Here is a 23,238-nt window from a genome sequence, read left to right on the forward strand (position 1 = left end):
CTTCTTCAATCATGATCGACCTGCCGCCGCTTTGGGCTATAAAAGCCCCGTTCAGTACAGGTCTGAACGGGGCTTCCTCTAAATTGCTTTTCTGTGTCTACTTTTGCTTGACAAGTGCAGCTCAAAAGCACTTGAGCTGCAGCTTTTTTTACTCATTCCCCCAGCAGGTCGAACATCCGCTTGACGGTGTCGCCGCTGACGGTGCCTCCGTCCGGGGGAGCGGGCACGGCGTTCACCTCAAGATACAGGTCCTTCGCGTCCAGGAGCGTCCGGTCGCAGAAGACGCCCAGCTGGAAAGTGACGCTCTCGCCGTCCTTGATGATGTAGCAGAAAGCCTGATGCTGGCTGTCCAGCTTGGCGTCGCCCTCCTTGGGGCGCAGGCTGAAATAGCCCAGCACGGGGAAGGCGGGCTCGCTGCCCTCTTCCAGCCGGTCCATTTGGATCATGGGGGTCAGGTCGTTCGCGTCCGCGATGACCTCCCCTTCCCCGCCGGCGGGTGCGGTGTAGTCCGCTTTCAGTTCCACCAGCACAAAGGGCAGGCCGAGGATGTCCTCACTGTCCACCGTGCAGCCGTACATGTCCACCCCGGCGTCTTTGATGGAATCGAACACCTGCACCCCATCCAGGGTGTAGGTCAGGCCCTCCACGCCCCGCTGGATGGCGCTTTCGGTGTCGTCCTCGTAGTGGATGGTGAAGCTTTTGTAGCCCGAAATGCTCTCGCCCGTGCCCTTGATCTCTGTTTCGCCCGCAGCGGAGGGCTCCGGGGCGGGGCCTGCTTCGCTGCCGGAGGCGGCGCTTTCCGGCGCGGCGGACGACGGCTGGGTCGGCAGGCTTTGGGCCGGGGCGGACGAGGGGCTGCCCCCGCAGGCGGCGAGCGCCGCCGCCAAAACGAACGAGGCCGCCAGGGCGGCAAGTTTCATCTTCATGGTGTTCTACTCTCCTTTTATCCTGTTTTGCGGCGCTTCGCCGCAGGAAAAGTATCCCACCGCCCGGGGCAACAAGTCCCCAGCAAGACGTATCGTTCTTGTAAAATATTGCGCACAAAAAAAGCCCGCCGGGAAGCGGCTGCTTCCCGGCGGGCTTATGTCGTTTATTTCTGGCGGCTGCGGGCTCCCGCGCCCCAGCGCAGGGGGATGGCCACCACCACCGCCACGCCCAGCGCAAGGCCCACGGCGATCTTCAGGGTCTCCGCGCCCTTGGCGGCGGCCGCCGCCGAATCGCCCATGATGAAGCTGTATGCGGTGTAGTAGATGCCCGCGCCGGGCACCAGCGGAAAGATGCCCGGGATAAGGAACAGGGTGACCGGGGCCTTGCGCAGGATGGCGCAGGCCCGGGCGGAAACGGCCATGGGGATGACCGCCAGAAAGCTGGCCACCACCGTGTCCGGCTGATACTGCATGCTCAGCCAGTAGACCAGCCACCCGGCCATGCCGCAGATGCCGCAGCACCACAGATGCCGCGGCGGAACGTGGAACAAAATCGCAAAGCAGACGGTGCCGCAGAAGGCCGCCGCCAGCTGGATCAGAAGCGGACCGGTCACAGCGCCACCCCCTCGATGAGATTTGCCAGGGCCAGCACAAGGCCCGCGCCCAAAGCGATGCAGACGGCGGTGAGCAGCGCGTTCAGCATGCGGATGACGCCGGAGAGGAAGTCCGAGTCGATGAGGTCCCGGATGCCCAGGGTCAGCGCCATGCCCGGCACCAAGGGCATCAGCGCGCCGATGATGGCTTTGTCGCTGTTGACGCCGATGCCGGTGGCAAAGATGAGCAGGGTGAACAGCGCGACGAACGCCGCGCCCAAAAAGCAGGTGAACAGCTTGCCCGCGCCCCAGCGGTCCAGCCCCAGCAGCACCAGCTGCAGGCCAAGGCCCACCGCAAGGGCCACCACGCCGTCCTGCCAAACGCCGCCGAACAGGATGGCAAAGCAGGCGCTGCCAAAGCCGCAGGCCAGCACCTGGCCCAGCGCGGGGGCGCAGGGCATCTTTCGGATGCGCTCCAGCTCGGCGTAGGCTTCGTCCAGCCCCACCTCGCCCGCGGCGATGCGCCGGGACAGCTGGTTCACCGCCTCCACCCGGCCCAGATGCACCGTGCTGGCGGGCACGCTGCGCACCTGGGCGGGCATGTTGTTCTCCGGGCCGACACTGGTGAAGATGCCGTTGGTGAGCACATAGCCGTGGAAATCCGACACGCCAAGGCTCTTTGCCATGATCTCCATGGTCTGCTGGGTGCGGCTGACCTCCGCGCCGTTTTTGAGCAGCAGCTCACCGGCTTCGGTGACCAGCTCCAGCACCCTCTGGGGTTCGTTCATGCGTCTTTTCCTCCCTTGCCGCGCCGCTTTTCCGCCGCGAACCACACGATGGCTGCCGCCGCCGACACGGCGCTCACCGCCGCGCCCGCCGCAGCGCCCGGATGATGGTAGCGCAGCTGAATGACGTTTTCGCCCTCTTCCAGCTTCACGCCCATCATGCCCTCAAAGACCTGCTCCACCGGCACTTCCTCGCCGTTACGCACGGCGGTCCAGCGGCCGCCGTCCTCATAGGCGAAGGGCAGCACCAGAAGCTCGCGCCCCTCGCCGCCCTCGACCACAAGGTCGATGGCGCCGCCCTCCCGGATGGAGAGCCCGGTGGCCGCGCCCGCTTTCAGGGCGCCGGCCGCCTCGGTGAGCACATCGGTGTCCAGGCTGTAGATCTGAATTTTGTCCCGGTATTCGGGCGTGTCCTCCACGCCCAGTTCAAAATACACCCGCTGGCCCGCCTCAAAGCTGCCCAGGGGGAACACGCCGCCCAGGGAGTCTCCCTGGAAGTATTCGCCCAGCAGTTCGCCGTCCACCTTCACGTCGGCGGGCAGCAGGTTGCCGGTGTCCGGCACGGCCAGATAGCAGGGCCCGCTCACCGGCGCGGTGAACCACAGGCCGATGCCGCTGGCCTCCTCGTCAAATTCCACATCCTCCGCGGCCAGCAGGGCGTCCGGCTTGCCGGGCACCAGCGCCGAGAGCATCTCGTTTTGCAGCCGGAAGGTGTTGGAGCTCGCCTCCACATCCACCGCCAGCGCCTCGTCGCCGCCGGCCCAGGCCAAGGGCAGCGCCCAGGGGTTTTCCGCCGCCGTCAGGGTGGTGCCCGTCTCCAGCGGCTGATAGCCGGCGGGCAGCGGGCGGCTGCCGTCGGAGTAGACGTACTTGATGCCCAGAAGACTGTCCGCCACGGCGGTAGAGCCCCAGCCGTAGATGGTGTAGTTCACATAGCCCAGCTGCTCCAGCATGGGCTTTGCGGTGCTGGCCTTGGTGGATGAGTAGTGGCTGATGCCCCAGTAGTCCAGCAGCATGGGGTCGTTCAGGGTGCGCATGAAGTTCTTTTCGATGCGGTAATACCCGTCGTCCCGCGCGCGCAGGGCGTCCACCACGGCGGTGTTCTCGTCGTAAAAGCTCTCAAAGCCGCTTTTGGTGTAGGTCTCGAACTTGCGCAGGGCCAGCGTGCTGTTCGCGGTCATGTCGCCGCAGACGAGCACACAGAGCCCCGCCGCGCCCAGCAGCGCTCCGGTCCTTTTTGTGCCCAGCAGCCACAGGCAGGCCAGCGTGCCGTACCAGACCCCGGCGCAGGCGGCCAGCTTGAGCACCGAGAAGGTCTCGCCGGCCGAGGCATGATAGCCCGCCAGCCACACCGCGCCCAGCGCCGCGGCCGCGCCCAGCGCCCAGAGCCGGGGCCGGGCGTCCAGCAGCGCCCGCGCCGCCAGCAGAAGGAGGAAGAGGCTGAACAAAAAGCTGTAACGGTAAGGGAACCACACCGGCTCCTTGAAGCCGTGCCAGACCAGGTCGACGCCGTTCACCCAGAAGCTGAGCATCAGCGCCGCCAGCATCCCGGCGCTTGCCAGCTTTTCCCGCCGGGACACCTTGCCCGAGAGGAAGAACAGCACCGCCAGCACGGCGCAGAACACGCCGCAGTAGATGTTGGGCAGGCCGTTCGTCACGTCCTCCCAGAAGAAGTTGCCGAAGAAGAACTGATACAGAAGCTGCGGCAGGGAGAAGTTGGTCCCGAGGGTGAAGTCCATGCCGAACAAAGCGCCCTTGGATTCCTCGATCTCCACCAGCGCCGGGTACAAGAGGGCCATGGCAAGCCCCGCCGCCAGCACGCCCGTGGCCGCGAAGGCGCCAAAGCGGCGGCCCAGCAGCCGGCGGCTGCGCCCGGCAAGGCGGGGGCTGGCGGCCCAGTACCAGAAGAAGTAGAGCACGCTGAACAGGCACACCTCCCAGGCGGTGTAGAAGTTCAGCAGGATGCAGGCCAGCACCAGCCAGAACAGCGGCCAGTGGCGGCCGCTGTCCACCAGCTGTTCCAGCGCCCACAGCACCAGCGGCGCCAGCATCACCACGTCCATCCAGATGATGTTCTGGCTGTAGACCACGCAATAGGCGCACAGGGCGTAGCCCTGGCTCAGAACGGGCAGCAGGGGGCTGGCGCTGTCATAGTGCTTTTGCACAAAGAAGCAGAAGGCCGCGCCGGTGCAGGCGGTGCGCAGAAGGAACATCAGCTGCACCATCTGGGGGATCATGCGGGTGGGGGCCAGCAAAATCAGCAGATTGAAGGGGCTGGCCATATAGTAGGCGAACAGCCCCAGGGTGCTGCCGCCGCAGAGTTTTGAAAAGCTGTAAAAGAAGCCGCCCTCCGTCAGGCGGTGCTTCAGGTCGGTGAGGTAGGCCACGTACAGACCGTTGAGGTCGCCGGTGAGCATGGTGCCGTCACCGAAGGGCCAGAAGCCCAGTACAAAATAGATGCACAGCACCAGCGCGGCGCCGAGCCCGAAGCTCAACGCCACGTTGCGGCGCTGCGCGCCGGTGAAAGGATCTCGCGTTTTTATCATGCCTTTTTATACTTTCCCTTGTTGGTTTGCCGGGTTTTGGATGCGATGTTTTTTTCAGCCGCGGATGGCCGCCTGCACCTGGGCGAAGGGCTCCAGCGTGGCGTAAAGGTGCGCGCCGATGACCTCCATCAGCTTGAAGTCCTCTTCGCTGTCGATGTCCAGGATGCCGGTGTCCATCATCAGGCTGGCGCCGATCTTGCCGTCCCACAGAATGCCGGTGGTGTTGCCCGCCAAAAAGGCCCGGCGGTAAACATAGATGCTGGCGTTCACGTCGTAGAATTCCGGGGCCATCTGCCGGGCGGTGAAGGCCGGGGTGCCCGGGGCGTTCTCGATGCCCTTCTCCACGTGATCGCCGCAGCGGCGCACCATGTTGAAGTAGGGGTTGCGGCGGCTCTCGGTGACGCTGAACACCAGGTCCAGGTCCTCCCGGCTCTCCGCCAGCTCAAAGGCGTTTTTGATGTCCTGGGCCGTGCGCAGGGGGCTGGTGATGTCCAGGTCCATCACATAGTCGTAGGCGCCGTTTTTCTCCTCCATGCGGGCAAGGCTGTCCTGAATGACGGCCATCTTGGGCACCCGGTCGCCGCCCAGCTCCTCGCAGCGGGGCAGATAGACCACTTCGGGGTACTGTTCCGCCACCAGCTTTGCCAGGGCTTCGCTGTCGGTGTTGAGGCAGATGTCCACCTGCACGTCGGGGCGGCTTGCCTGGAACAGGCCCGCCGCCGCAAGGCTGTAATAGACCAGCGGACGGCCGCAGAAGGTCTTGAGGTTCTTGTTCTTGAAGCCCTTGCTGCCGGCCCGCCCGCAGATGGTGATGAGCAGTTTTTTCATGATGCGTCTCCTTTTCGCCGTCGTTTGGGGCGGCTCTCACATGGTTTCGCCCAGCGTCAGGCCCAGCACCTTCTGAGCCATGGCGGGGCTGTTGATGCTCTCGCCTTCGCCCTTGCAGGCGTAGTCGAGGAAGTAGGCCATCTCCCGCAGATAGCGCTGGTTCACCGGCTCCTCGCAGTGGATGACCTCGCCGTTTTCCAGCGTGAGGGTGCCCGCGCCGAAGTCGGCGGTGACGGTGCCCTCCTTGCAGAACAGCTCGATGGTGCGCCGGTAGGTGCGGCCGAAGTAGTCCAGATGCACCTCCGCCAACAGGCTGGGGTAGCGGGCGATGTAGACCGACAGGTCGTCCGAGTCTATTTCCAGATGGGAGTAGGTGCCCTTGAAGTTATAGGCCTCCAGCGGCGCGCCGAACAGGTCCACCAGATAGTCCCACTCGTGGATGAGGTCGATGGTCACGCCGCCGCCCATCTCCTTGTGGGCGGAGTAGACGGTGCGGTAGTCCACCCCGGGCCGCCAGTCCGGCAGGTAGGAGGAGCAGATGACCCGCACCGAATAGGGCTTGAGGTCCGGCATGCGCTCCTTGAGGGCCAGAAAGGTGCCGCACCAGCGCATGGGCGCGGCCACATAGGCCTTCTGGTCCGGCCCGAGGCCCAGCTGCGCCAGGTCGTAGCCGGTGCCCTCAAAGATGGGCTTTTCGATGAAAAAGCAGTCCACCTTGCCCGCCAGCTCCGCCAGGGTGTGGGCGTGCAGGTGGGTGGGGTTGGTGATGAAGGCCGCGTCGTAATGCCCCAGCTGGTCGTAGCTGACGTACTGGGCCCGCAGAAGGCCCTCCACATCCCCGGCCAGCGGCCGCATGGAGGAGCGCAGGGCGTCCGCCTGCACATCGATGCCCTTTTCCTTTGCCACCTCAAAGAGGTTGCGCAGATGGCGGGTGCCGATGGACCCAAGGCCCACGAACAATACTTCCATGTTTATGCCTCCTCGCTTTTCGCCACAGACGGGCGGCGGTCATCCACCATGAAGCCCGCCCCGCCGGGCAGGGCCCGCAGCTTTTCCTCCAGCGCCTCGGCGCCGTGGTCCAGCTTGAACTGCATCTCTTCCGGGTGCACCGGCACCACGATGTAGAGCATCAGCCGCCGCCCCGCGCCCAGCTTCACCGCGTCCAGGGGTTTGGGGCCGTTCTTTTCGCCGGGCAAAAACAGCACCGCCCCGGTGAAGGGGCAGCCCTCCGCATAGGGGTGAGGCGGCGCGCCGTTGGGGATGGAGTGCCCCGCCCCCAGCCAGGTGTTGCCCTTGCGGGGCAGCTGGGCCAGCAGCCGCAACAGGCGCAGGGGCCAGGCGGCGGGCTTGTCCTCCGGGTCGTTCAGGTGCTCGGGCCAGCGGCTCTCGTCCACCGGCCAGTCCCCGGGCAGGAACATCACCAGCTCCGCCCAGCGCAGCCACTCGTACTGGCGGTTTTTGGGCATGTCGTCCAGGTTCATGGGCTCGGCGCTCATGCCGATGGTGTAGGCCACATAAAAGGGCTCGGCCTCGGTGGGCTTCATCACCGCCAGCTCGATGCCGGTGGTCTCGTCGTCCCAGAGAAGGGTCTCGCGGCCGGGAAACGCCGCGTCAAAATGGGCCAGCAGCCGGTCCTTGTAGGCGGTGCGGAAGTGGCGCACCGTCACGCCGCTGGGCAGCGTGTCCCGTTTGGGACTGCCCAGCAGCCCGTCCAGAAATCCCATGTCTCACGCCTCCTCGATGGCCTCGATCAGCCGGATGGTCTCCAGGTCCTTTTCGAAGCTGTAACGGGCTTCTTCCCTGCCCGCCAGCACGCCGAGGAAGTTCTGCAGCTCGTCCACGTAGGCGTTTTCCACGATGTTGTCGCTGTAACGGGAGTCGTGCTCCACGCTGGCGTAGGTGTTCACCGCCTTCTTCTCGCCGCTGGCGTGGTCGAAGTCGTAAAGGCTCTTGGGGTTGCCCTCCCAGAAGAGGTGCAGCCCTTCGCCGAAGCACTCGAAGTTGCGCACCGCCTTGGGGCTCACCACGTCCACCGCCAGCATGCCCTTGGTGCCGTTCTCGTGGCGCAGGGTCACAAAGACGCTGTCCGGGTAGGAAATTTCCAGCTCGCTGAGCTTGTCCTTTTCCGCGTGCAGGCTCTTCACCGGGCCGAAGGTGTCCAGCAGCCAGGGCAGGTCGATGCCGAAAATCTCCCGCACGCCGCCGGTGCGCGCGTCGCCCACGAAGAAGTTCTTGTAGTTCTCCCAGGGGTGCCAGTCGGGCAGGTACTGGCCGATGTGGTAGATGTAGTTCACCGGCTTCTCAAAAGCGTCCACCCGGCTCTTGATGTACTGGGTCTCGCCCCGGTAGAGCATGGTGGAAGAAAGGAACAGGGGCACGCCCTTTTCCTTTGCCAGCGCCATGTTCTCGGCGTAGCCGTCGCTGACCAGATTCAGCTCGGTGAACACCGGCAGGCCCGCTTCCAGCAGCTGCCGGATGATGGCCGCGTGGGAGAGGGGCGCGGTGCACACCAGCGCGCCGTCGAATTTTTTCGCCGCCAGCGCCGCGTCGATGCTCTCGAAGCCTTCCACCCCGAGAGCCGCCGCCTCCTGGCGCCGGGAGGGGCTGGTGTCCACCCCAAAGAGAGCGATGTTTTTGTCGATGCCCTTCAAAAGCCGGGCGCGGCGCTTGCCCATGCTGCCCAGGCCCACGATGAGAAGTTCCATAGGTTCCACCTCGTTCGTATTGTTTGCGGCCTTACCGGCCGTCGTAAAACACTTTCGGCGCGCCGAAACCGGGCCGGCGCACCTGTTCCAGCAGGATGTCCACGATCTTGCCGCTGGTGTCTCCCCCATTATAGGGGCTTTTCGCGCCCTTTGCAACGGCGGCGAACTCCGGGCTCACAGCCTTGCGCACCGCCGCGACGACGGCCTCTTTTTCCGCCGGGCAGCAGATCACGTTTTCGCACAGGGGGCGGCCCTCCTGCCGCCCGCCCACGTTCACCGCGGGCACCCCGAAGGTGGGGGTCTCCACCACGCCGCTGGAGGAATTGCCCAGCACCAGCGCCGCGGCGGCCATGGCGGAGAGATACCGCTTGACCCCAAGGCTTGCGCGCACCGCCGCCGTGTCCGGGTGCTGTTCGCCCCATTCGTCCCACATGGCGTTGATGGCAAGGCCGCCCGCGTCCGCGTTGGACTTGGTCACCAGCCACACAAGGCCCTCGGTGCGGGTAAGTTCGTCCATCGCGTCCAGCAGAGCGCGCATCTGGGCGGTCACGTCCACGCCGCCCGCCGTCTGGGGATGGAAGGTTACAAGGCCGAAGGGCCGCGTCAGGTCAAAGCCCTCGCTCTCGCTCAAAGCGGCGGGGTCCAGCTTTTCCAGCTGTCGGATGTTCTCGTCCCCCAGCCCCCCCACGTTGAACACGGTGGCGGGCGCTTCGCCCATGCGGATGACCCGGGCGGCGGACTCCTCGCAGCTGGGGAAGTGCAGGTGGGCTATCTTCGTCAGGCAGTGGCGGTACCAGTCGTCCTGGGCCCCCAGGGTCACGTCGCCGCCGCTGATGTGGGCCACCGGCACGCCGGCAAAGGCCGCGGCCTCGGCGGCGGCCAGTATCTCATAGCGGTCGCCCAGCACAAGGCAGCAGGCGGGTCTGTTTTCAGCGAACCACTCCGAAAAGCCCCGGATGGCTCTTTCCACCGCCCGCGCGGTGGAAAGGGGCCCCTCGTCCTCCTCAAAGAGAATGGGGATGCGCGCCGCGATGGGCATGCCGTCCGCTTCTATCTCGCTCACCGTGGCCCCGTGCCGCCGGGACAGATGCGCGCCGGTGACCAGCAGGGCCAGCTTCGCGTCCGGCCGGGCGGCCAGCTTTTGCAAAACGGGGCGCAGCAGGCCGTACTCCGCCCGGGTGCCGGTGACAACGGCGATGAGAGGCTGTTCCATGGCCCTCTCCTCCTTTTGTTACAGTTCGATGGGCTCGTCCTCGGCAAAGTCCCGCTTTGCCGCACATCCCAGCACCTCGTGCCAGCGCATGGGGGAAACGCCGTCGCCCGGGCGCTTGGTGGTGAGGTTTTCGGCGGTGAAAACTTCGCCCTTTTTGATGGCCTTGGCGGCCACGATGCTCTTGCGGGCGATGGGCTTGTTCTTGGCTTCGCTGGCGGTCACCGCCTTGCGGCCGGTGCCGAGGGCGGCCTGGGTGTGGCGCACCGCTTTGATCATGGCGGTGAGCTCGGGCACGTCCAGGCTGGCCTTGTGGTCGGGGCCGGGGAGGGTCTTGTCCAGCGTGAAGTGCTTTTCGATGACCACCGCGCCCAGGGCCGCCGCGGCCACGTCGCACTCCCAGCCGGGGGTGTGGTCCGAAAGGCCCACCGGCACGCCGAACTGGTCCGCCAGTTCCAGCATGGCCAGCAGGTTCGCGTCCTCATAGGGGGTGGGATACTCGGTATTGCAGTGGAGCAGCGTCACCCCGGGGCAGCCGCCGTCCTCCAGAACGGAGAGCGCGTCCTCGATTTCCGGCAGGGTGCTCATGCCGGTGGAGAGCACCACCGGCTTTTGGGCCGCCGCCACCGCCTCAAGATAGGGCAGGTTGGTGATCTCGCCGCTGGGAATTTTGAAGAAGGGCAGGTCCAGCTCCTTCAAGAACTCCACGCTGGGCAGGTCGAAGGCCGCCGAAAGGTACTGGATGCCGATGGAATCGCAGTACTCCTTGAGCTGGCGGTGGCCCTCAAAGTCAAAGTGCAGCCGGCGGATCATCTCCAGCTGGCTCTCGCCGTCCCCCGTCTGGGCCTTCTGATACTCGGCCTTGGGGGCGAATTTCGACACCACCAGCTCCGGCACGGCGGTCTGGTATTTCACCACGTCCGCCCCGGCGTTTTTGGCCGCCAGCGCCATCTGCTTTGCCATCTCCAGGCTGCCGTTGTGGTTGACGCCCGCCTCGGCAATGATGAGAACGTCCTGCATATTGTTATCGCTCCTTACCGTTTGTTTTCTTCTGCCAGAATGCCAGCGCCGCGAGGCCCAGAGCCCCCGCCAGCGTCAGGCCAAGGCCCGCCGCCGCGCCCGGCTGGGTGTAGGTGAGCGTGAGGGTGTGGCTGCCCGCGGACAGTTCCACCGCCATCAGCGCTCCCGCCGCCCTCTGAATTTCAGCCCGCGCGCCGTCCACTTCGGCCCGCCAGTTGTCGTCGTAGGGCACCGTGAGCACCGCAAGGCCCTCCGTCTGTGCGCTGGTTTCCAGTTCGATGGCTCCGTCCGCCCAGCTTGTCACCGCGGGCGCGGCCGAGCGCAGTTCCTCACAGGCGGCGGCCAGGGCTTCTTCGTCCAGCACCGCGAAGCGTGCACAGTCCACCGCCGCGCCCAAGGTCACCTTTACGGTCTGGCCCGCCTCAAAGCGGCCCAGGTCCACCGCGGCATCCGCCGAACGGTCGATGGAAAGGACAGCCCCCTTCTCTTCCCCGTTCACCGCCAGGGGCACGTCCGCCCCCGCGCCGGAAAAGATGGCGTAGAGGATGCCGCCTTCAGGCATCGTCAGGTCGAATTCCGCGCCGCTCCCGGCGCTCTCCACCGGGGCGAACAAGGCCGTTTCTTCGCCCAGCAGGGCGGTGTAAAGGGTCTCGGCCGCCTCAAAGGCGTCGAGGCCGTCGGCCAGTTTGAAGGCCGCCGCGTCCGAGGGCGACCAGAGCGCCCGGGGCAGGGCATTGGGGTTTTGGTACACCTGCCAGGGGGCGGCGACATCCGTCGCTTCAAAGTGGGTGGGCACCGCATCCCCTTCCTGCGCCAGGAACCACCCCACCGACAGAAGGCTGTCGGCGGCGGCGGTGCTGCCGGAAAGATAGCCGTAGCTGGAGCCGTAGTTGCGGTAGCCCAGGGCCATCAGCAGAATGGAGGAGGCCCCGTCCTGCACGCTGCTGAAATGGGTCAAGCCGTCGTAGCCCAGCAGCATGGGGTCGTTGAGGGTGCGGAAGGAGGTCTTTTCCACCCGGAAGTCTTCGGTGTTCTCTTTTTTCACCGCCTGCACGGTGGCCCGCCCGGCCCGCACAAAGCCAGCGTAATCCGCCACTGGGTAGGCTTCAAAGAGGCGCAGCGCCCAGTACCCGTTCAGCGCCAGCTCCCCGGCGATGAGGGCGGCCAGGGCCAGGGCGGCCAACCGTTTTTTGCCGCCTTTGAGGCGGCCCCACAGCCAAACGAGGCCGATGCCTGCCGCCAGCAGGCAGCAGGCCAGCAGCCAGCGCCGCCGGCCGTAGGTCTCGGCGCGGAAGAAATAGACCAGCACCCCCAGCGCCGCCGCCAGCGCCCCGGCGGCAAGGCCCCTTTTCAGGCTCAGCGGCCCGGTGAGGGCCCCCGCGCCCAGGGTGAGCAGCAGGAACACCAGCAGGAAACTCTCCCGATAGGGGAACCAGTTGGGGGCGGCAAAGCCGTGCCACGCAAGGTCCAGCGGCCTCCACCAGAGGCTGACCAGCAGCAGGGCGGCGAACAGCCCATAGACCAGCTTTTCCTGCCGGAGGCGGGCGGAGAAGAAATAGAGCAGCGCCGCCCCGAGGCCCAGCATGCCGCAGTAGACCGGGGGCAGGCCGTTCTGCACGTCCGCCCAGACGAAGTTTCCGGTGAAGAACTTTTGGATGAGTTCCAGCGGCGAAAACTGCCCGCCGCCGGAGAGGTCGAGGCCGGTGCTCTTGACCTGCAATATCTCGGTCACCGCGGGCAGCAGCACCACACCGGCCAGCGCCGCCGCCGTGACCCCCGCCGCCGCGAAGCGGCCAAAGGCCGAAAGCGCCGCCTTTCCGCCGGGGCGGGGCGAGCCCGCCGCAAGGCCGGCGGCGAAATACAAAACGGAGAATATGCACAGCATATACCCCATGTAGAAGTTCGTGAGGATAGCCGCGGCCAGCGCCAGACAGAAGCCCACGGCCCCTTTGCCCGCCAGCAGACGGTCGATGCCGGCGCAGACCAGCGGCAGCAAAAGCACTGCGTCCAGCCAGAGGACGTTCTGGGCATAGGCCACCGCGTAGCCCATCAGGCCGTAGCACCAGCACAGGGGCAGCCAGAGGGCTTTTCCGTTTTCGCCGCCCCAGCGCCGCTCAAGGTAAAAGCAGAAGGCCGCCGCCGCCAGAATGACCTTGGCCGCGTAGACGATGCAGCACAGCTGGCCGTAGAATTCCGGCGCGACGATAAGATAGAGCCAGGCGAAGGGGCTGGCGAAATAGTAGGCGAAGAGGGCGAAGGCTCCGCCGCCCAGGCCCAGGTCGTCGGCGTAGAAAAGGCTGCCGCCTTCGCGCACCGCGTCATAGAAATGGGCGTAGAAGGGAATATACTGACTGTTCAGGTCCCCGGTCATCACCGAGTTCGGCCCGAAGGGCCAGAAGCCGCAGGCGGCATAGACGGCGCAGACGATGAGCGCCATGCCCCCCGCCGCCATGAAAAGACGGCCCCGGCGGCCCTGTAAAAAGCGTTTTGCTCGTTCCATTCCAAACCTCTCGCGGCGGGGCGCTCAGCCCCGTTTTTTCAAAAGCCGCCCTTTCCAGAAAAGGCCCAGGTCGGCCAGCACCGCCGCGGCGGCGGGCAGCACGGCCAGCGCCAGCGCCTGCCCGGCCCGGGGCACGAAGTACCGCCAGAAGGCCACCGGCGCGTTCACGGTGAGGGCGGCGTTTTCGCCCTCGGCCAGCACCACGCCCGCCCCGGCGGCGGGGTCGATGCGCAGGGTGTCCGCCGCTTCGGGGAACACCAGCAGCACGCCGCTGCCGGTCTCCCCGGCCCAGACGCGGCGGCGCAGGCTGAAGTCCTGGCCCGCGTCGGCCCAGTAGCCCTCAAAGCCGGAGGCCGGCGCGTCGGTGGCGAACAGCACGCTGCGCACCGGCTGGCCCAGTTCCAGGTGGAACTGGGGATCGGCCCCGGTGGTGACCCAGAGGCCCTCGTCGGTGAGGGCGACGTCCTGGCTTTGCAGCGAGGAAAGGGGCACCTCCACCGTGGTCAGCCGCCCGGTGGCAAAGCCAAGGGCGTCCCACCCGGCGTTTCCTAAGGCCCACAGCGCCCACAGCGCCAGGGCCAGGAGATAGCAGGCGGCCACCAGATGGGCCGCCGCCCATGCAAACACTCGTTTCATCCTTCGGCCCCCACATTGCAGACAAAGTCAAATTGGGCGGAACTCTCGTTCCAGACATACACCGCCGACTGCTCCCCGCAGCCCGCCAGCCCGTCGCTGAACAGAGCCGCGTAGCCGTCGGCAAAGAGGTCGTCGCTGCGCTCCACGAACACATAGTCACAGCCGCGGTCACGGATGCACTCCAGCAGTTCCTCGGCGGTGTAGGGGTGGTAATAGAGGGTGTCCTCTTCCAGCGCCCCGGGCAGCGCGAAGGTGCCGCCGCCGCCCTGGCCGTCGTTGCCGCTGTAATCCAGATACCAGGGGTAGAGCTCGTAGGAATAGAGGAACCAGCGGCTGCCGTCGTCCCCCTGGCTGACAAAGAAGATGTGAGCATCCTCGGGCACCGCCGCCTGCACCTGAGCCGCCTCGTCCCGGGTGGCCCAGCGCTCGGCGTATGCCGCGTCGCCCCCGCCGAACACGGTGAGGCTGAAGGGCAGACGCAGCCACACCAGCGCCGCCAGCGCCAGCGTCATCACCGCAAAGCCGGTCTGCAGCAGGCCCTGGATGCGCTCGGAGCCCATGGCCCGCAGCACCAGCGCCGCCGAGGCCAGCAGCCAGCCCAGCAGATAGGGGTACATATACCGCTCAAAGCCCACCAGCCCGTCGGACACTTCGTCCCGGAAGACATACACATAAGTCAGGCCGATGAAGAAGAAATAGGCCGCGAAGCCCGCCGTGCCCAGCAGGGCAAAGAGGCCCGCCTGCCGGCGCAGGGCCTTGTCTTTCGTGAGGATGGCCGCCCCCACTGCCATGGCCGCCGCCAGGGCAATGACCACCGCGAAGGGGCCCACCATGGTGGTTTTGGAGGTGAAAAGCGCCCGCACAAGGCCGCCCATGATGGTGGTGAACTTCTCGGTGCGGCCGATGCCCAAAAGCTCTTTCACGCCGGTGATGACCATCTCGGCCATGCCCATCTCCTCGGTGCCGCCCACGTTGGAGGTGTCCGCGGCGCTTGCCACCGCGAGGTATTTCTGCCAGCTCCAGAAGGAAAGGCCGCAGGTGACGAAGAGCCCGGCCCAGCCCGCCGCGGGCCTTGCCCAGCGGCGCAGGGGGGCTTTTTCCATCAGCAGGGCAAAGGCCCCGTCGGCGGCGATGAGGCCCGCCGCCACCAGCGCCAGGGCAAAGCCGGTGTCCTTTTCCAGGCACAGGGCGGCCAGCGCCAGGGCACTGGGCCACAGCGCCTTCTTTTCATTGATATAATAGACCGCCAGCGCGCCGCCGAAGGTCAGGCCCAGGGGGATGTCCGAGAGGGCCGAGGCGTAAAGGTCGGTGGGGCGGGTGACGCTGCCGTAGAGGGTGATAACGAAGGGCAGCAGAAAACCGAAGCCCAGCGCCGGCACCCACTGCCGGGGCTTGCCCTTTTCGCAGCCGGCGGTGAGGGCGGCAAAGATGGAAAGAAGCAGGATGTCGTAGGCCGCCAGCACCCGCCACTCGGCGTATTCGCCGAAGAACTGGAAGAACCAGCCCAGCACCACCAGCGCCGGGCGGTGGGTGCCCACCCAGGCCCAGCCGATGTCGGCGTTCACATAGAGCCCGCCGCTGGTCTTGACGATCTTGGCGGCGGTGCCCCAGAAGGAGAATTCATCCCAGGTGGAGAACATGGGCTGCCGCCAGGCGAAGAAGGCCAGCAGCGCCGCCGACAGCACAAAAAAGGCGGCAAAGCCGGGGGCTTTCAGTGCGGAGGCAGGCTGTTTTGCCCCCGGCCGGAAAGCGAGCACCCAGGCCGCCGCCGCCAGCACAAAATAGAGCCACCCGGCCGCCGCCAGCACACCCAGCATGCCCGCGGCGCTGAACCACACCATGGTGGCGCACAGCGCCGCAAAGGGCGCAAGCGGCGCGGGCAGCTTTGTGCGCCGCGCCATGAGCACGGCAAAGCCCGCCAGCGCCGCCAGCGACAGATAGCTGTAAAAAAGTTCCATACGCAAAGCTCCCCGCGCGCGTCAGGCCTGCTGTTCCAGGCGGCGGCGCATCTTTTCCAGTTCTTCCATCTGGCCCATGTCCATCCAGGCAGACTCGTTGATGGGATACACCCCCACCGGCAGGCCCTTTTGGCGGTATTCGTCGATCACATCGGGGAAGCCCACCTTGCGGCCTTCCTCCATCTCCTCCACCACCTGGGGCTCCACAACATAAACGCCGGTGTTGGTGAGGAAGTTCAGCTCCGGCTTTTCCCGCATGGCGGCAATGGCGCCGTTCTCCCCCATCTCCACCACGCCGTAGGGCACGGTGTAGTGCTTGTAGGCGCAGATCATGGTGATGAGGTTGCCGTGCTTTTTGTGGTACTGATACACGTCGCCGTAGTCCACGTCCAGGAGGGTGTCGCAGTTGGAGAAGAAGAAGGTGCCGTCCAGCTTGCCCTTCAAAAGGCTCAGGCCGCCGCCGGTGCCCAGAAATTCCGTCTCGTCCACATACTCCACCTGATAGCGCAGGTCCTCCAGGTCGTTGAAATAGGACTTGATCATATTCTTTTTGTAGTTTACCACCAAAACCATGCGGCGGCAACCGAAATCAGAGAAGCGCTCCAGGATGAGCTCGCAGATGGGTTTCTCCCCCACCGGGATCAGGGGCTTGGGCAGGATCTTTGTGTAAGGGTAAAGCCGGGTGCCAAGGCCGCCCGCCATCACCACCACCGGGATGTTCGCCTGCTTGCGGTTGTCCACGTCAAGGCCGGTGGCGAACACCACGTCCGCCACCTTGCCGTCCCGGTCCAGAAGGGGCAGCGCGTCGATATAATACCGCTCCAGCATGGACTTGGCCCGTCCCCGCTCTTCCAGCGGCAGGCTCTTGGGGCTGTAGTTCGCCGCAAGGCGCACCGGGTCCTCCAGCTTGCCGCCCCGCAACAGGAACTTGCGCAGGTCGCCGTCGGTGAGCACCGCTTGCAGCCTGCCCTCCGGCGCGATGAAGAGGATGCGCTGGCCGGTCTCGTCCAGCTGCTTCATGGTCTCCAGGATGGTGGCGTCCTCCCGGATGAACAGTTCTTCCAGTTTCAATCGTCTTCCCCCTTTTCCCGTTTCAGCGTCAGCGCGCACCCGGCAAGGCCGGGCAGCACCGCCAGCCAGAACAGCTGCCATGGCGACGGGATGAAGTATTCCTGCCAGGGCTGGCGCTCGTTGAGCACGATGGCAGTGAGTTCCACCGCCACGCCGGCGGTGTCCGCCAGGTCCAGCCGCAGCCCCTGCCCGGCGAACCGGGGCAGGGTGTAGAGCCAGCTGCCGTCCGGCTGCGCCGTGGGCCACACCCGCAGGCGTGGGGTGTAGCCAAAGCCCGGCAGATGGTAATAAAGGTCCTTTTCGGCGGAGGCCTCCCCCTCGTACCGCGCCACAAGGCGCAGCCGACGCACCAGCGTGCCGGGATTCAGCAGCAGCTGGGCGTCGCCGGTGGTGCTGGTGAGAACGCCGCCGGCGTTTTCCATGTTCACGAGGGTGTACTGCCCGGTGTTTTCCAGCGTGACGGTCTTTTCTTTCAAAAGGCCGGCGGCATAGAGCAGCTGGTCCAGGGCGAAATTGCCCACGAGAGTCAGCGCCAGCAGGCAGGCCCCCAGGGCGTAAAGCGCCCGGAAGGGCCGGCGGCGCGCCGCCGCCCAAAGTTTTTTCAGCCGCTTCATCCCGTCACCTCCCCGGCAAGGGACGCGGCGGGCGTCCAGCCCGCTTCGCCCTTTTCATAGAGGGCGGGGCCCGCCTTCGCGGCGGCCAGCCCGTCGGTGAAGAGGCCGGCGTAGCTCTCTTCAAAAATGTCGTCCACCCGGCTCACCAGCAGCAGGTCCACCTGCTCCTTTTCCAGCAGGGCGGCGAACTCCTCTTTTGTGTAGGGCGCGCCGTAGGCCATGCCCTCCACCAGCGCCGGTTCGCCGTAGGTGGCGCCGCCCTCGCCGTAGACAAGGGCGGGGCACAGCTGCTGATTGAACAAAAACCAGGAAAAGCCCTCGTCCCCCTGGCGGATGAGGAACACTTTCCTGCCCGGTTCGATGGCCTCTTTCGCGGCCTTCGCCACCGCCACTTCCCCGCGCACCGAGGCATACTCGCCGCCGCCCGCCCCCAGCAGGGTGAACTGGGGCTCGGTGCCCATCGCCAGCGCCGCCGCGAACACCGCGCCCGCGGCCAGTGCCGCCGCCCGGCCAAACACCGGGCGCTTCGCCGAAGCGCAGCTGACCGCCAGCACCGCCAGCGCCAGCAGCAGCCAGCCGGTGTAATAGGAAGCGAGATACCGGGGATAGCTGGCGAGGCTCTCCGGGGTGGAGTCTTTTAATAGGAAGGCGTAGCTCAGCCAGAGCATCAGCCAGTAACCGGCAAAGCACACGCTGCTGCCCGCGGCGAAGAGGGCGGCCCGCAGCCGCGCCCGTTTGTCCGCCGCCAGCAGCACGGCGGACAAAAACACCGCCAGCGTCAGCGCCGCCACCGCCGCGCCGGTGCCGAACACCGACACCTTGCGGTGCCAGAACGCGTCGGTCATGGCGCTGCCGTACTGCCAGAAGAGGTCGCTGCGGGCCTCAAAGTAGCTTTCCACCGGCAGGCCCAGCAGCAGCTTGACGCCATTCACCACCACCGCGGGCAGGCTGGCGGAGGCGGTGTCGCCCATGCCGCCGGCGGCGGCATTCTGCCGCACAAGGCCCGCGATGTAGTTGTTCCAGAGAAGGTACTGGGCGGTGGGCGCGGCAAGGCAGGCCGCGCCGAAGCCCAGCCGGACGGCCAGACCTTTTGTTCCCCGCTTTCCGCCGGGGGCAAACAGCACCGCGTCCAGCGCCACAAGGCCCGCCGCGGCAAGGCCCAGCACAAAAGTGTTGCTTTTCACGTTCGCCGCCAGCATCAGCACCGGCAGGGTGAGCCACCGGGCCGCGGGGCCCTCGTCTCTCACCGCCAGCCAGAAGGCCGCGGCCCCGCCGAAGAGCATGCCGGCGGGCAGATCGCCCAGAAACTCCAGCCAGGCGGTGTTCAAAAGGGCGGTGTGGCCCGCCACTGTGACCAGCGTGGGCAGGCTGAGGCCCGCCAGAAAGAGCGGGCAGGCCAGCCGGGCGCGCTTTGCGCAGCCCGCGGCGGCGGCCACCGCCGCCAGCATCAGCAGGTCGGCGGCGAAGATGGCCCGCCAGGGCGCGAAAGCGCCGAACAGCTGGAAGAAACAGCTTGCCAGCGGCAGGGCGGCCAGCTCGGTCATCTGCCAGGGCAGGCCGGTGTCGCAGACGGTGTAAAGGGCGTCGTTTTGGCAGGTGAGCTTCGCGGCGGTGCCCCAGAAGGAGTATTCGTCAAAGTTGAGGAACTCCGGCCGCAGCAGCCAAAGGCCCACGGCCAGCGCCAGCGCCGCAGCCCAGAACAGCTTTGCGGCGGGGCTTTCCAGCGCCGCCGCAAAGGGGCAGGCCGCGCCTTTTTTCTTTGCCAGCGCGGCCTCAAGGCCGCCGCCCAAAAGGCCCAGCGCCGCAAGCGCAAGGCCCGCCGGGCGCAGAACGCCCAGGAGCCCCGATGCCAAAAGCACCAGTTCCGCCAGGGCCAGCGCCGCCAGCGGCGCGGCGGGGCTTCCCACGCCGGCGCGGCGGGCGAGCACCGCGCTCATGCCGAAGAGGGCCGCCAGCATCACCAGCAGGCCGAACAGTTCGCCCCAGGCCACGGCAGGCCCTCCCTTCTGTTTTGTGGTTTCTTTACAGGGCCAGAACGGCCTCGATCACCCGGGCGCACTGGGCCTCGGTGAGATTGGTGGAGCAGGGAATGTTCACGATGCGGCGGCGGTACTCCCGGGCGACGTCCATGGCGTGGGTCTCGCAGGAGCCATAATCGCACTGCTCGTTGATGAGGGACCAGACCGGGCGGGTCTGGATGCCCTGGGCCTGCAGGCGGGCGATCACGTCGTCCCGCTCCAGGCGGTCGGGCAGCAGCAGGCTGTAGAACCAGTGGTTCGAGCGGGTGCCTTCCCGGAAGGGCAGCATGGAAAAGCCCTTCACGCCGTCCAGTGCGGCCTTATACTGCTCGTAGCGGGCGGTCTTGTGCTCAATGAAGCCCTCCAGCAGCTCCATCTGGGCAAGGCCCAGGCAGGCGTCGATGTTGGTCATGCGGTAGTTGTAGCCCACCTCGTCGTGCTTGAACTGCAGGAGGTCGGTCTTGGCCTGGGTAGACAGATGCTTTGCCCGCTCGGTCCACTCCGGGTGGTTGGAGACCAGGGTGCCGCCGGTGCCGGTGGTGATGATCTTGTTGCCGTTGAAGCTGTAAGCGCCCACGTCGCCCATGGTGCCGGCGAATTTGCCCGCCAGCGGCCCTTCGGTGTACTTGGTGCCCAGGGCCTCGGCCGCGTCCTCGATGAGGGTGAGCTTATAGTCCTTCGCGATGCGCAGAAAGCGGGGCATGTCCGCCATGTTGCCGAACACGTGCACCAGCACCAGCGCCGAGACCCTGGCCCCGGTGCGCTTGTTGTAAAGGCCGTCCGCCTTCAGCTCGCACTGGTTCGCGCAGAAGTCCTCCACAGCGTCCGGGTCCATGGTGGCGGTCTCGTCGCAGCCGAAGAACACCGGCTGAGCGCCCACGTACCGGGTGGTGGGGTTCACGGAGGCGATGAAGGTCAGCGCGGGCACGATCACCTCGTCGCCCGGCTTCACGCCCGCCGTCAGCGCCGCCAGATGCAGGGCGGCGGAGCCGGAAGCGCAGCACACCGCCTGGGGCATGCCCACATACTTTGCGATGCACTCTTCCATCTCGCCCACCTTGGCGCCGCTGGTGGACACCCACGCGCCCTCCAGCGCCTCGTCCACATATTTGCGCTCGTTGCCGCAGAAGTTGGGCACCGAAAGGGGAATGAACTCACTCATTGTTATGACCTCGCTTTTAGTTGGATTGATCGTCTTTTTTCAAAAGAGCGCCCAGCGCCCGGCGCAGCTGGCAGAACACCGCCAGCGCCAGCGGGGGCACGAACAGCAGAAGCATCCCTTCGCCCGCGCCGGGCAGGAAGGCCGCCAGCGGGGAGAGGTCCGGGTCAAACACAACGCCGTCCAGCCGGGTGACCACGCCGCCCTGGCTGTCCGGGTCGATGCGCACCTCGCTCACCTTCACGCCGCCCAGATCGAAGGAGTAGACGCCGGGGGCGGTCTGGACCCCGTAGACCGACTGGCGGGGAGAGAAGTCCGTCTGGCCCGGCGTTTTCCAGTAGAGCATCACCGCCTGGGGCGGGCTTTCGTGCTCCACAAAGAGCCACACGGTGTCAAGATAGGCTTCGCCCTGCCACAAAAGCTGGGGGTCGCCGTCGGTGGAGATGTACCACGGGCCCTCCTCCCCCGCGTCGTAGGGCTGGATGCCCACCGGGGTGAAGTCCTCGGCGGTAAGGCTTTGGGTGGCGGCCAGCCCCTGCCCGGCGTACCAAGCGGTTTTGGCAAGGCTCACACAGCCCAGCAGAAGCCAGAGGGCCAGCCCCGCGGCCCAGGCGATGAGGAGCGGTCGTAATTTTTTCATGCCGCGCCTCCTTCCACCCGGGTCCAGCGCACGGTGTCGCCGTCGTACTCGATGGCCAGCAGCACCGGCTCGTCGGGCTTGTCGTCCGGCAGGCCCTCGCAGCCGAAGGCGGGGCCGATCACGTCGGCGATGTAATCATCGCTGGCATCCACCAGCACGTGGGTGTATTTTTTGTCCAGCAGGAACAGCCGCAAATCGTCGGCGTCCGCCACCGTCTGGTAGCTGTAAACCTCCGGCGCGCCCTCCCCCGCCGCCTCGGGCGAGACGAGGTTCATGTGGGTGGTGTCCCAGTTGTAGTCGCCCTCGTGGCCGTAGCCGAAGCCGCCGAAGCCCCGGGCGAGGGTGGCGTTCAATTCGAAGCCGTAGTAATTCCAGCGGATGGCGGTGTCGCCCTGGCTGATGAGCAGCACCGTGTCATCCCAGTCCAGCAGGCCGTTCACCGTCTCCGCCCGCTCCTTCACGTCCTGGCGCACGGAGTACACCGAGTGAGGATAGTTCCAGAAGCCGGCGGTGGGCATGCCCCGCCAGACGATGAGCGCACAGAAGCCCAGCAGCACCCCGGCGGGCACCGCGCCCGCCAGCTTTGCCGCCCGGCTTTCGGCGGCGGCATACCGGGCCAGAAGGCCCAGCGCCATCAGGAAAAAGCCCATGTAATAGGGGCCGATGTAGCGGATGTAGTCCTGAAGATTGGCCGCGTCGGTCTCGCGGAAGTTGTAAACGTAGAGGAACAGGTGGAAGATGAGGAAGGCCCCCAGCGCCAGGGTGCCGAACACGCCCAGGCACACCGGGCGCAGGCGTTCGCCCTTCGGCGCGGCCAGCGTCGCCGCGGCCAGCACCAGCCAGATGAGGGCCAGGGCCAGCGCGCCGCCGCCCAGAAGGCACACCGGGATGGTGAAGGGGCTGGCAAACATCGCGTCCCGCACCTGGGCAAACTTTTCGGTGGGCTCCATAAAGCCCAGCAGCTGAGCCACGCCCTCGGCCATGGCCTGCCCCTGGGTGACCTCATGGATCTCGCTGCCCACGGTGGTCTTGCCAAGGCCCGTCACCGCCGCCACATAGCGGCTCCAGCCGAGGTAGGCAATGCCGCCGGGCAGAATGGCCAGCAGGGCCAGCAGAGCGTCTTTCAGGCGGCGGGGGGCTTTGCGCTTCGGCCCGCAGAAGAGCCGGTCGGCGCAGACGAGGCCCACCACGATGCACCCGTAGGCAAGGCCCACGTCCTTGGTGAGCACCAGAAAAGCCGCCAGCAGGGCGGTGAGAGCGAGGGCCGCGGCGGGCCGCTCACGCAGGGAGAAATAGACGCACACCGCCGCCCCGAACACAAAGCCCAGGGGCAGATCGCCCATGAAGGAGAGATAGACGTTGGAGATGCCGCCGAGGCTCGGCGCGCTGAAAAAGTACGGCACCAGAAAGCCGCAGGCGGCAACCACCGCCGCCCCCGCTTTGGAGCGGCGGGGCAGGCTGGCCACAGCGGCCACGGCGGCGGCCAGCAGGGCGTCCAGCGCGAAATAGGCCGACCACTCGGAGAAGCCCTCGCCGAAGAACTGGAAGAGATAGCTCACCAGCATCAGCGCCGGGGTGGCGGTGCGGGCCAGAAGGTTGCCCGGCGCGCCGGGGTGCAGCATGTCGTGGAGCTTGGTCAGCTTTGCCGCCGAGCCCCAGAGGCTGAACTCGTCGGTCTGGGTGAACATGGGCTGGGTGACGGCGAACACGGCCAGGAAAAGGGCCGCCGCTGCAAGGAACACCATGAAGCCGGGGGTGAGGAGCTCTTTGAGCGTTTCGGCAAGTTCTTTTTTGAAGAGGAGCCACGCCGCCAGCGCCGCGGCGGCCAGATAAAAGGCCCAGCTGCCCGCCTTGAGCAGCCCGGCCATGCCCCAAAGGCACAGCCAAACGGCCCCGCCGGCGATCACCGGCAGAGCCAGCAGGCCCGCGTCCAGCTTGAAGCGGCGGGCCAGCACGGCGCTGTAAAGGCTGATGGCCAAAAGCGCCAGTATCCCACTGAGCAGCGGCAAGCGCGCCGCCCCCTTTCGTT

Annotated in this window: 19 protein-coding genes; all 19 read right to left on the reverse strand. The window is 66.4% G+C overall.

The window, feature by feature from the left end; translation table 11 throughout:
- Positions 1-152: 152 nt before the first annotated feature.
- On the reverse strand, positions 153-926 hold the full coding sequence (locus tag ACMI1Q_RS06425; RefSeq protein ID WP_419503177.1) for a hypothetical protein: 774 nt from the start codon (positions 924-926) through the stop codon (positions 153-155).
- A 164-nt stretch (positions 927-1,090) separates the two neighbouring features.
- Entirely contained in the window at positions 1,091-1,540 is a 450-nt protein-coding gene (locus ACMI1Q_RS06430) for a threonine/serine exporter family protein (RefSeq protein ID WP_177522016.1), read from the reverse strand.
- Positions 1,537-2,307: a threonine/serine exporter family protein gene (locus ACMI1Q_RS06435; RefSeq protein ID WP_177522015.1), complete on the reverse strand. Its 771-nt coding sequence runs from the start codon at positions 2,305-2,307 to the stop codon at positions 1,537-1,539. Before ACMI1Q_RS06435 ends, ACMI1Q_RS06430 begins: the two co-directional genes overlap by 4 nt.
- On the reverse strand, positions 2,304-4,850 hold the full coding sequence (locus tag ACMI1Q_RS06440; protein ID WP_419503178.1) for a YfhO family protein: 2,547 nt from the start codon (positions 4,848-4,850) through the stop codon (positions 2,304-2,306). Before ACMI1Q_RS06440 ends, ACMI1Q_RS06435 begins: the two co-directional genes overlap by 4 nt.
- 54 nt (positions 4,851-4,904) lie before the next feature.
- On the reverse strand, positions 4,905-5,678 hold the full coding sequence (locus ACMI1Q_RS06445; protein ID WP_394979452.1) for an acylneuraminate cytidylyltransferase family protein: 774 nt from the start codon (positions 5,676-5,678) through the stop codon (positions 4,905-4,907).
- A 36-nt stretch (positions 5,679-5,714) separates the two neighbouring features.
- Complete coding sequence (locus ACMI1Q_RS06450; protein WP_177522252.1) at positions 5,715-6,647, reverse strand: Gfo/Idh/MocA family oxidoreductase; 933 nt, start codon at positions 6,645-6,647, stop codon at positions 5,715-5,717.
- A 2-nt stretch (positions 6,648-6,649) separates the two neighbouring features.
- Positions 6,650-7,402 (reverse strand): suppressor of fused domain protein, encoded by a 753-nt coding sequence (locus ACMI1Q_RS06455; RefSeq protein WP_419503179.1) that lies wholly within the window; start codon positions 7,400-7,402, stop codon positions 6,650-6,652.
- Positions 7,403-7,405: 3 nt separating this feature from the next.
- Entirely contained in the window at positions 7,406-8,383 is a 978-nt protein-coding gene (locus ACMI1Q_RS06460) for a Gfo/Idh/MocA family protein (RefSeq protein ID WP_419503180.1), read from the reverse strand.
- Between the two features lie 31 nt (positions 8,384-8,414).
- A complete protein-coding gene (neuC, locus tag ACMI1Q_RS06465) occupies positions 8,415-9,596 on the reverse strand; it encodes a UDP-N-acetylglucosamine 2-epimerase (protein WP_419503181.1) in 1,182 nt (393 codons plus the stop codon).
- Between the two features lie 18 nt (positions 9,597-9,614).
- Complete coding sequence (gene neuB / locus ACMI1Q_RS06470; RefSeq protein ID WP_419503182.1) at positions 9,615-10,613, reverse strand: N-acetylneuraminate synthase; 999 nt, start codon at positions 10,611-10,613, stop codon at positions 9,615-9,617.
- Positions 10,614-10,617: 4 nt separating this feature from the next.
- Complete coding sequence (locus ACMI1Q_RS06475) at positions 10,618-13,113, reverse strand: YfhO family protein (RefSeq protein ID WP_419503183.1); 2,496 nt, start codon at positions 13,111-13,113, stop codon at positions 10,618-10,620.
- A 24-nt stretch (positions 13,114-13,137) separates the two neighbouring features.
- Positions 13,138-13,749, reverse strand: a complete 612-nt coding sequence (locus ACMI1Q_RS06480; RefSeq protein ID WP_419503184.1) for a hypothetical protein — start codon at positions 13,747-13,749, stop codon at positions 13,138-13,140.
- A complete protein-coding gene (locus ACMI1Q_RS06485; RefSeq protein WP_419503185.1) occupies positions 13,746-15,707 on the reverse strand; it encodes a hypothetical protein in 1,962 nt (653 codons plus the stop codon). Before ACMI1Q_RS06485 ends, ACMI1Q_RS06480 begins: the two co-directional genes overlap by 4 nt.
- Positions 15,708-15,728: 21 nt before the next feature.
- Positions 15,729-16,778 (reverse strand): sugar phosphate nucleotidyltransferase, encoded by a 1,050-nt coding sequence (locus tag ACMI1Q_RS06490; RefSeq protein WP_419503186.1) that lies wholly within the window; start codon positions 16,776-16,778, stop codon positions 15,729-15,731.
- Entirely contained in the window at positions 16,775-17,392 is a 618-nt protein-coding gene (locus ACMI1Q_RS06495) for a hypothetical protein (RefSeq protein WP_419503187.1), read from the reverse strand. Before ACMI1Q_RS06495 ends, ACMI1Q_RS06490 begins: the two co-directional genes overlap by 4 nt.
- A complete protein-coding gene (locus ACMI1Q_RS06500; RefSeq protein WP_419503188.1) occupies positions 17,389-19,383 on the reverse strand; it encodes a hypothetical protein in 1,995 nt (664 codons plus the stop codon). Before ACMI1Q_RS06500 ends, ACMI1Q_RS06495 begins: the two co-directional genes overlap by 4 nt.
- A 31-nt stretch (positions 19,384-19,414) precedes the next feature.
- The gene (locus ACMI1Q_RS06505) at positions 19,415-20,572 is read right to left on the reverse strand and encodes a LegC family aminotransferase (protein ID WP_419503189.1); all 1,158 of its coding nucleotides are present in this window, start codon (positions 20,570-20,572) and stop codon (positions 19,415-19,417) included.
- Positions 20,573-20,588: 16 nt separating this feature from the next.
- Entirely contained in the window at positions 20,589-21,209 is a 621-nt protein-coding gene (locus ACMI1Q_RS06510; RefSeq protein WP_419503190.1) for a hypothetical protein, read from the reverse strand.
- Entirely contained in the window at positions 21,206-23,218 is a 2,013-nt protein-coding gene (locus ACMI1Q_RS06515) for a hypothetical protein (protein ID WP_419503191.1), read from the reverse strand. Before ACMI1Q_RS06515 ends, ACMI1Q_RS06510 begins: the two co-directional genes overlap by 4 nt.
- Positions 23,219-23,238: the final 20 nt, after the last annotated feature.

The organism is Candidatus Allofournierella excrementavium (assembly GCF_048526665.1).
GTDB classification, from domain to species: Bacteria; Bacillota; Clostridia; order Oscillospirales; family Ruminococcaceae; genus Allofournierella_A; species Allofournierella_A excrementavium.

Excerpts from the sequence above, each read along its gene's own strand:
- ACMI1Q_RS06425 (WP_419503177.1), bottom strand. The coding sequence starts at position 926 with ATGAAGATGAAACTTGCCGCCCTGGCGGCCTCGTTCGTTTTGGCGGCG.
- ACMI1Q_RS06435 (WP_177522015.1), bottom strand. The coding sequence starts at position 2,307 with ATGAACGAACCCCAGAGGGTGCTGGAGCTGGTCACCGAAGCCGGTGAG.
- ACMI1Q_RS06440 (WP_419503178.1), bottom strand. The coding sequence starts at position 4,850 with ATGATAAAAACGCGAGATCCTTTCACCGGCGCGCAGCGCCGCAACGTG.
- ACMI1Q_RS06445 (WP_394979452.1), bottom strand. The coding sequence starts at position 5,678 with ATGAAAAAACTGCTCATCACCATCTGCGGGCGGGCCGGCAGCAAGGGC.
- ACMI1Q_RS06450 (WP_177522252.1), bottom strand. The coding sequence starts at position 6,647 with ATGGAAGTATTGTTCGTGGGCCTTGGGTCCATCGGCACCCGCCATCTG.
- ACMI1Q_RS06455 (WP_419503179.1), bottom strand. The coding sequence starts at position 7,402 with ATGGGATTTCTGGACGGGCTGCTGGGCAGTCCCAAACGGGACACGCTG.
- ACMI1Q_RS06460 (WP_419503180.1), bottom strand. The coding sequence starts at position 8,383 with ATGGAACTTCTCATCGTGGGCCTGGGCAGCATGGGCAAGCGCCGCGCC.
- neuC (WP_419503181.1), bottom strand. The coding sequence starts at position 9,596 with ATGGAACAGCCTCTCATCGCCGTTGTCACCGGCACCCGGGCGGAGTAC.
- neuB (WP_419503182.1), bottom strand. The coding sequence starts at position 10,613 with ATGCAGGACGTTCTCATCATTGCCGAGGCGGGCGTCAACCACAACGGC.
- ACMI1Q_RS06475 (WP_419503183.1), bottom strand. The coding sequence starts at position 13,113 with ATGGAACGAGCAAAACGCTTTTTACAGGGCCGCCGGGGCCGTCTTTTC.
- ACMI1Q_RS06480 (WP_419503184.1), bottom strand. The coding sequence starts at position 13,749 with ATGAAACGAGTGTTTGCATGGGCGGCGGCCCATCTGGTGGCCGCCTGC.
- ACMI1Q_RS06485 (WP_419503185.1), bottom strand. The coding sequence starts at position 15,707 with ATGGAACTTTTTTACAGCTATCTGTCGCTGGCGGCGCTGGCGGGCTTT.
- ACMI1Q_RS06495 (WP_419503187.1), bottom strand. The coding sequence starts at position 17,392 with ATGAAGCGGCTGAAAAAACTTTGGGCGGCGGCGCGCCGCCGGCCCTTC.
- ACMI1Q_RS06505 (WP_419503189.1), bottom strand. The coding sequence starts at position 20,572 with ATGAGTGAGTTCATTCCCCTTTCGGTGCCCAACTTCTGCGGCAACGAG.
- ACMI1Q_RS06510 (WP_419503190.1), bottom strand. The coding sequence starts at position 21,209 with ATGAAAAAATTACGACCGCTCCTCATCGCCTGGGCCGCGGGGCTGGCC.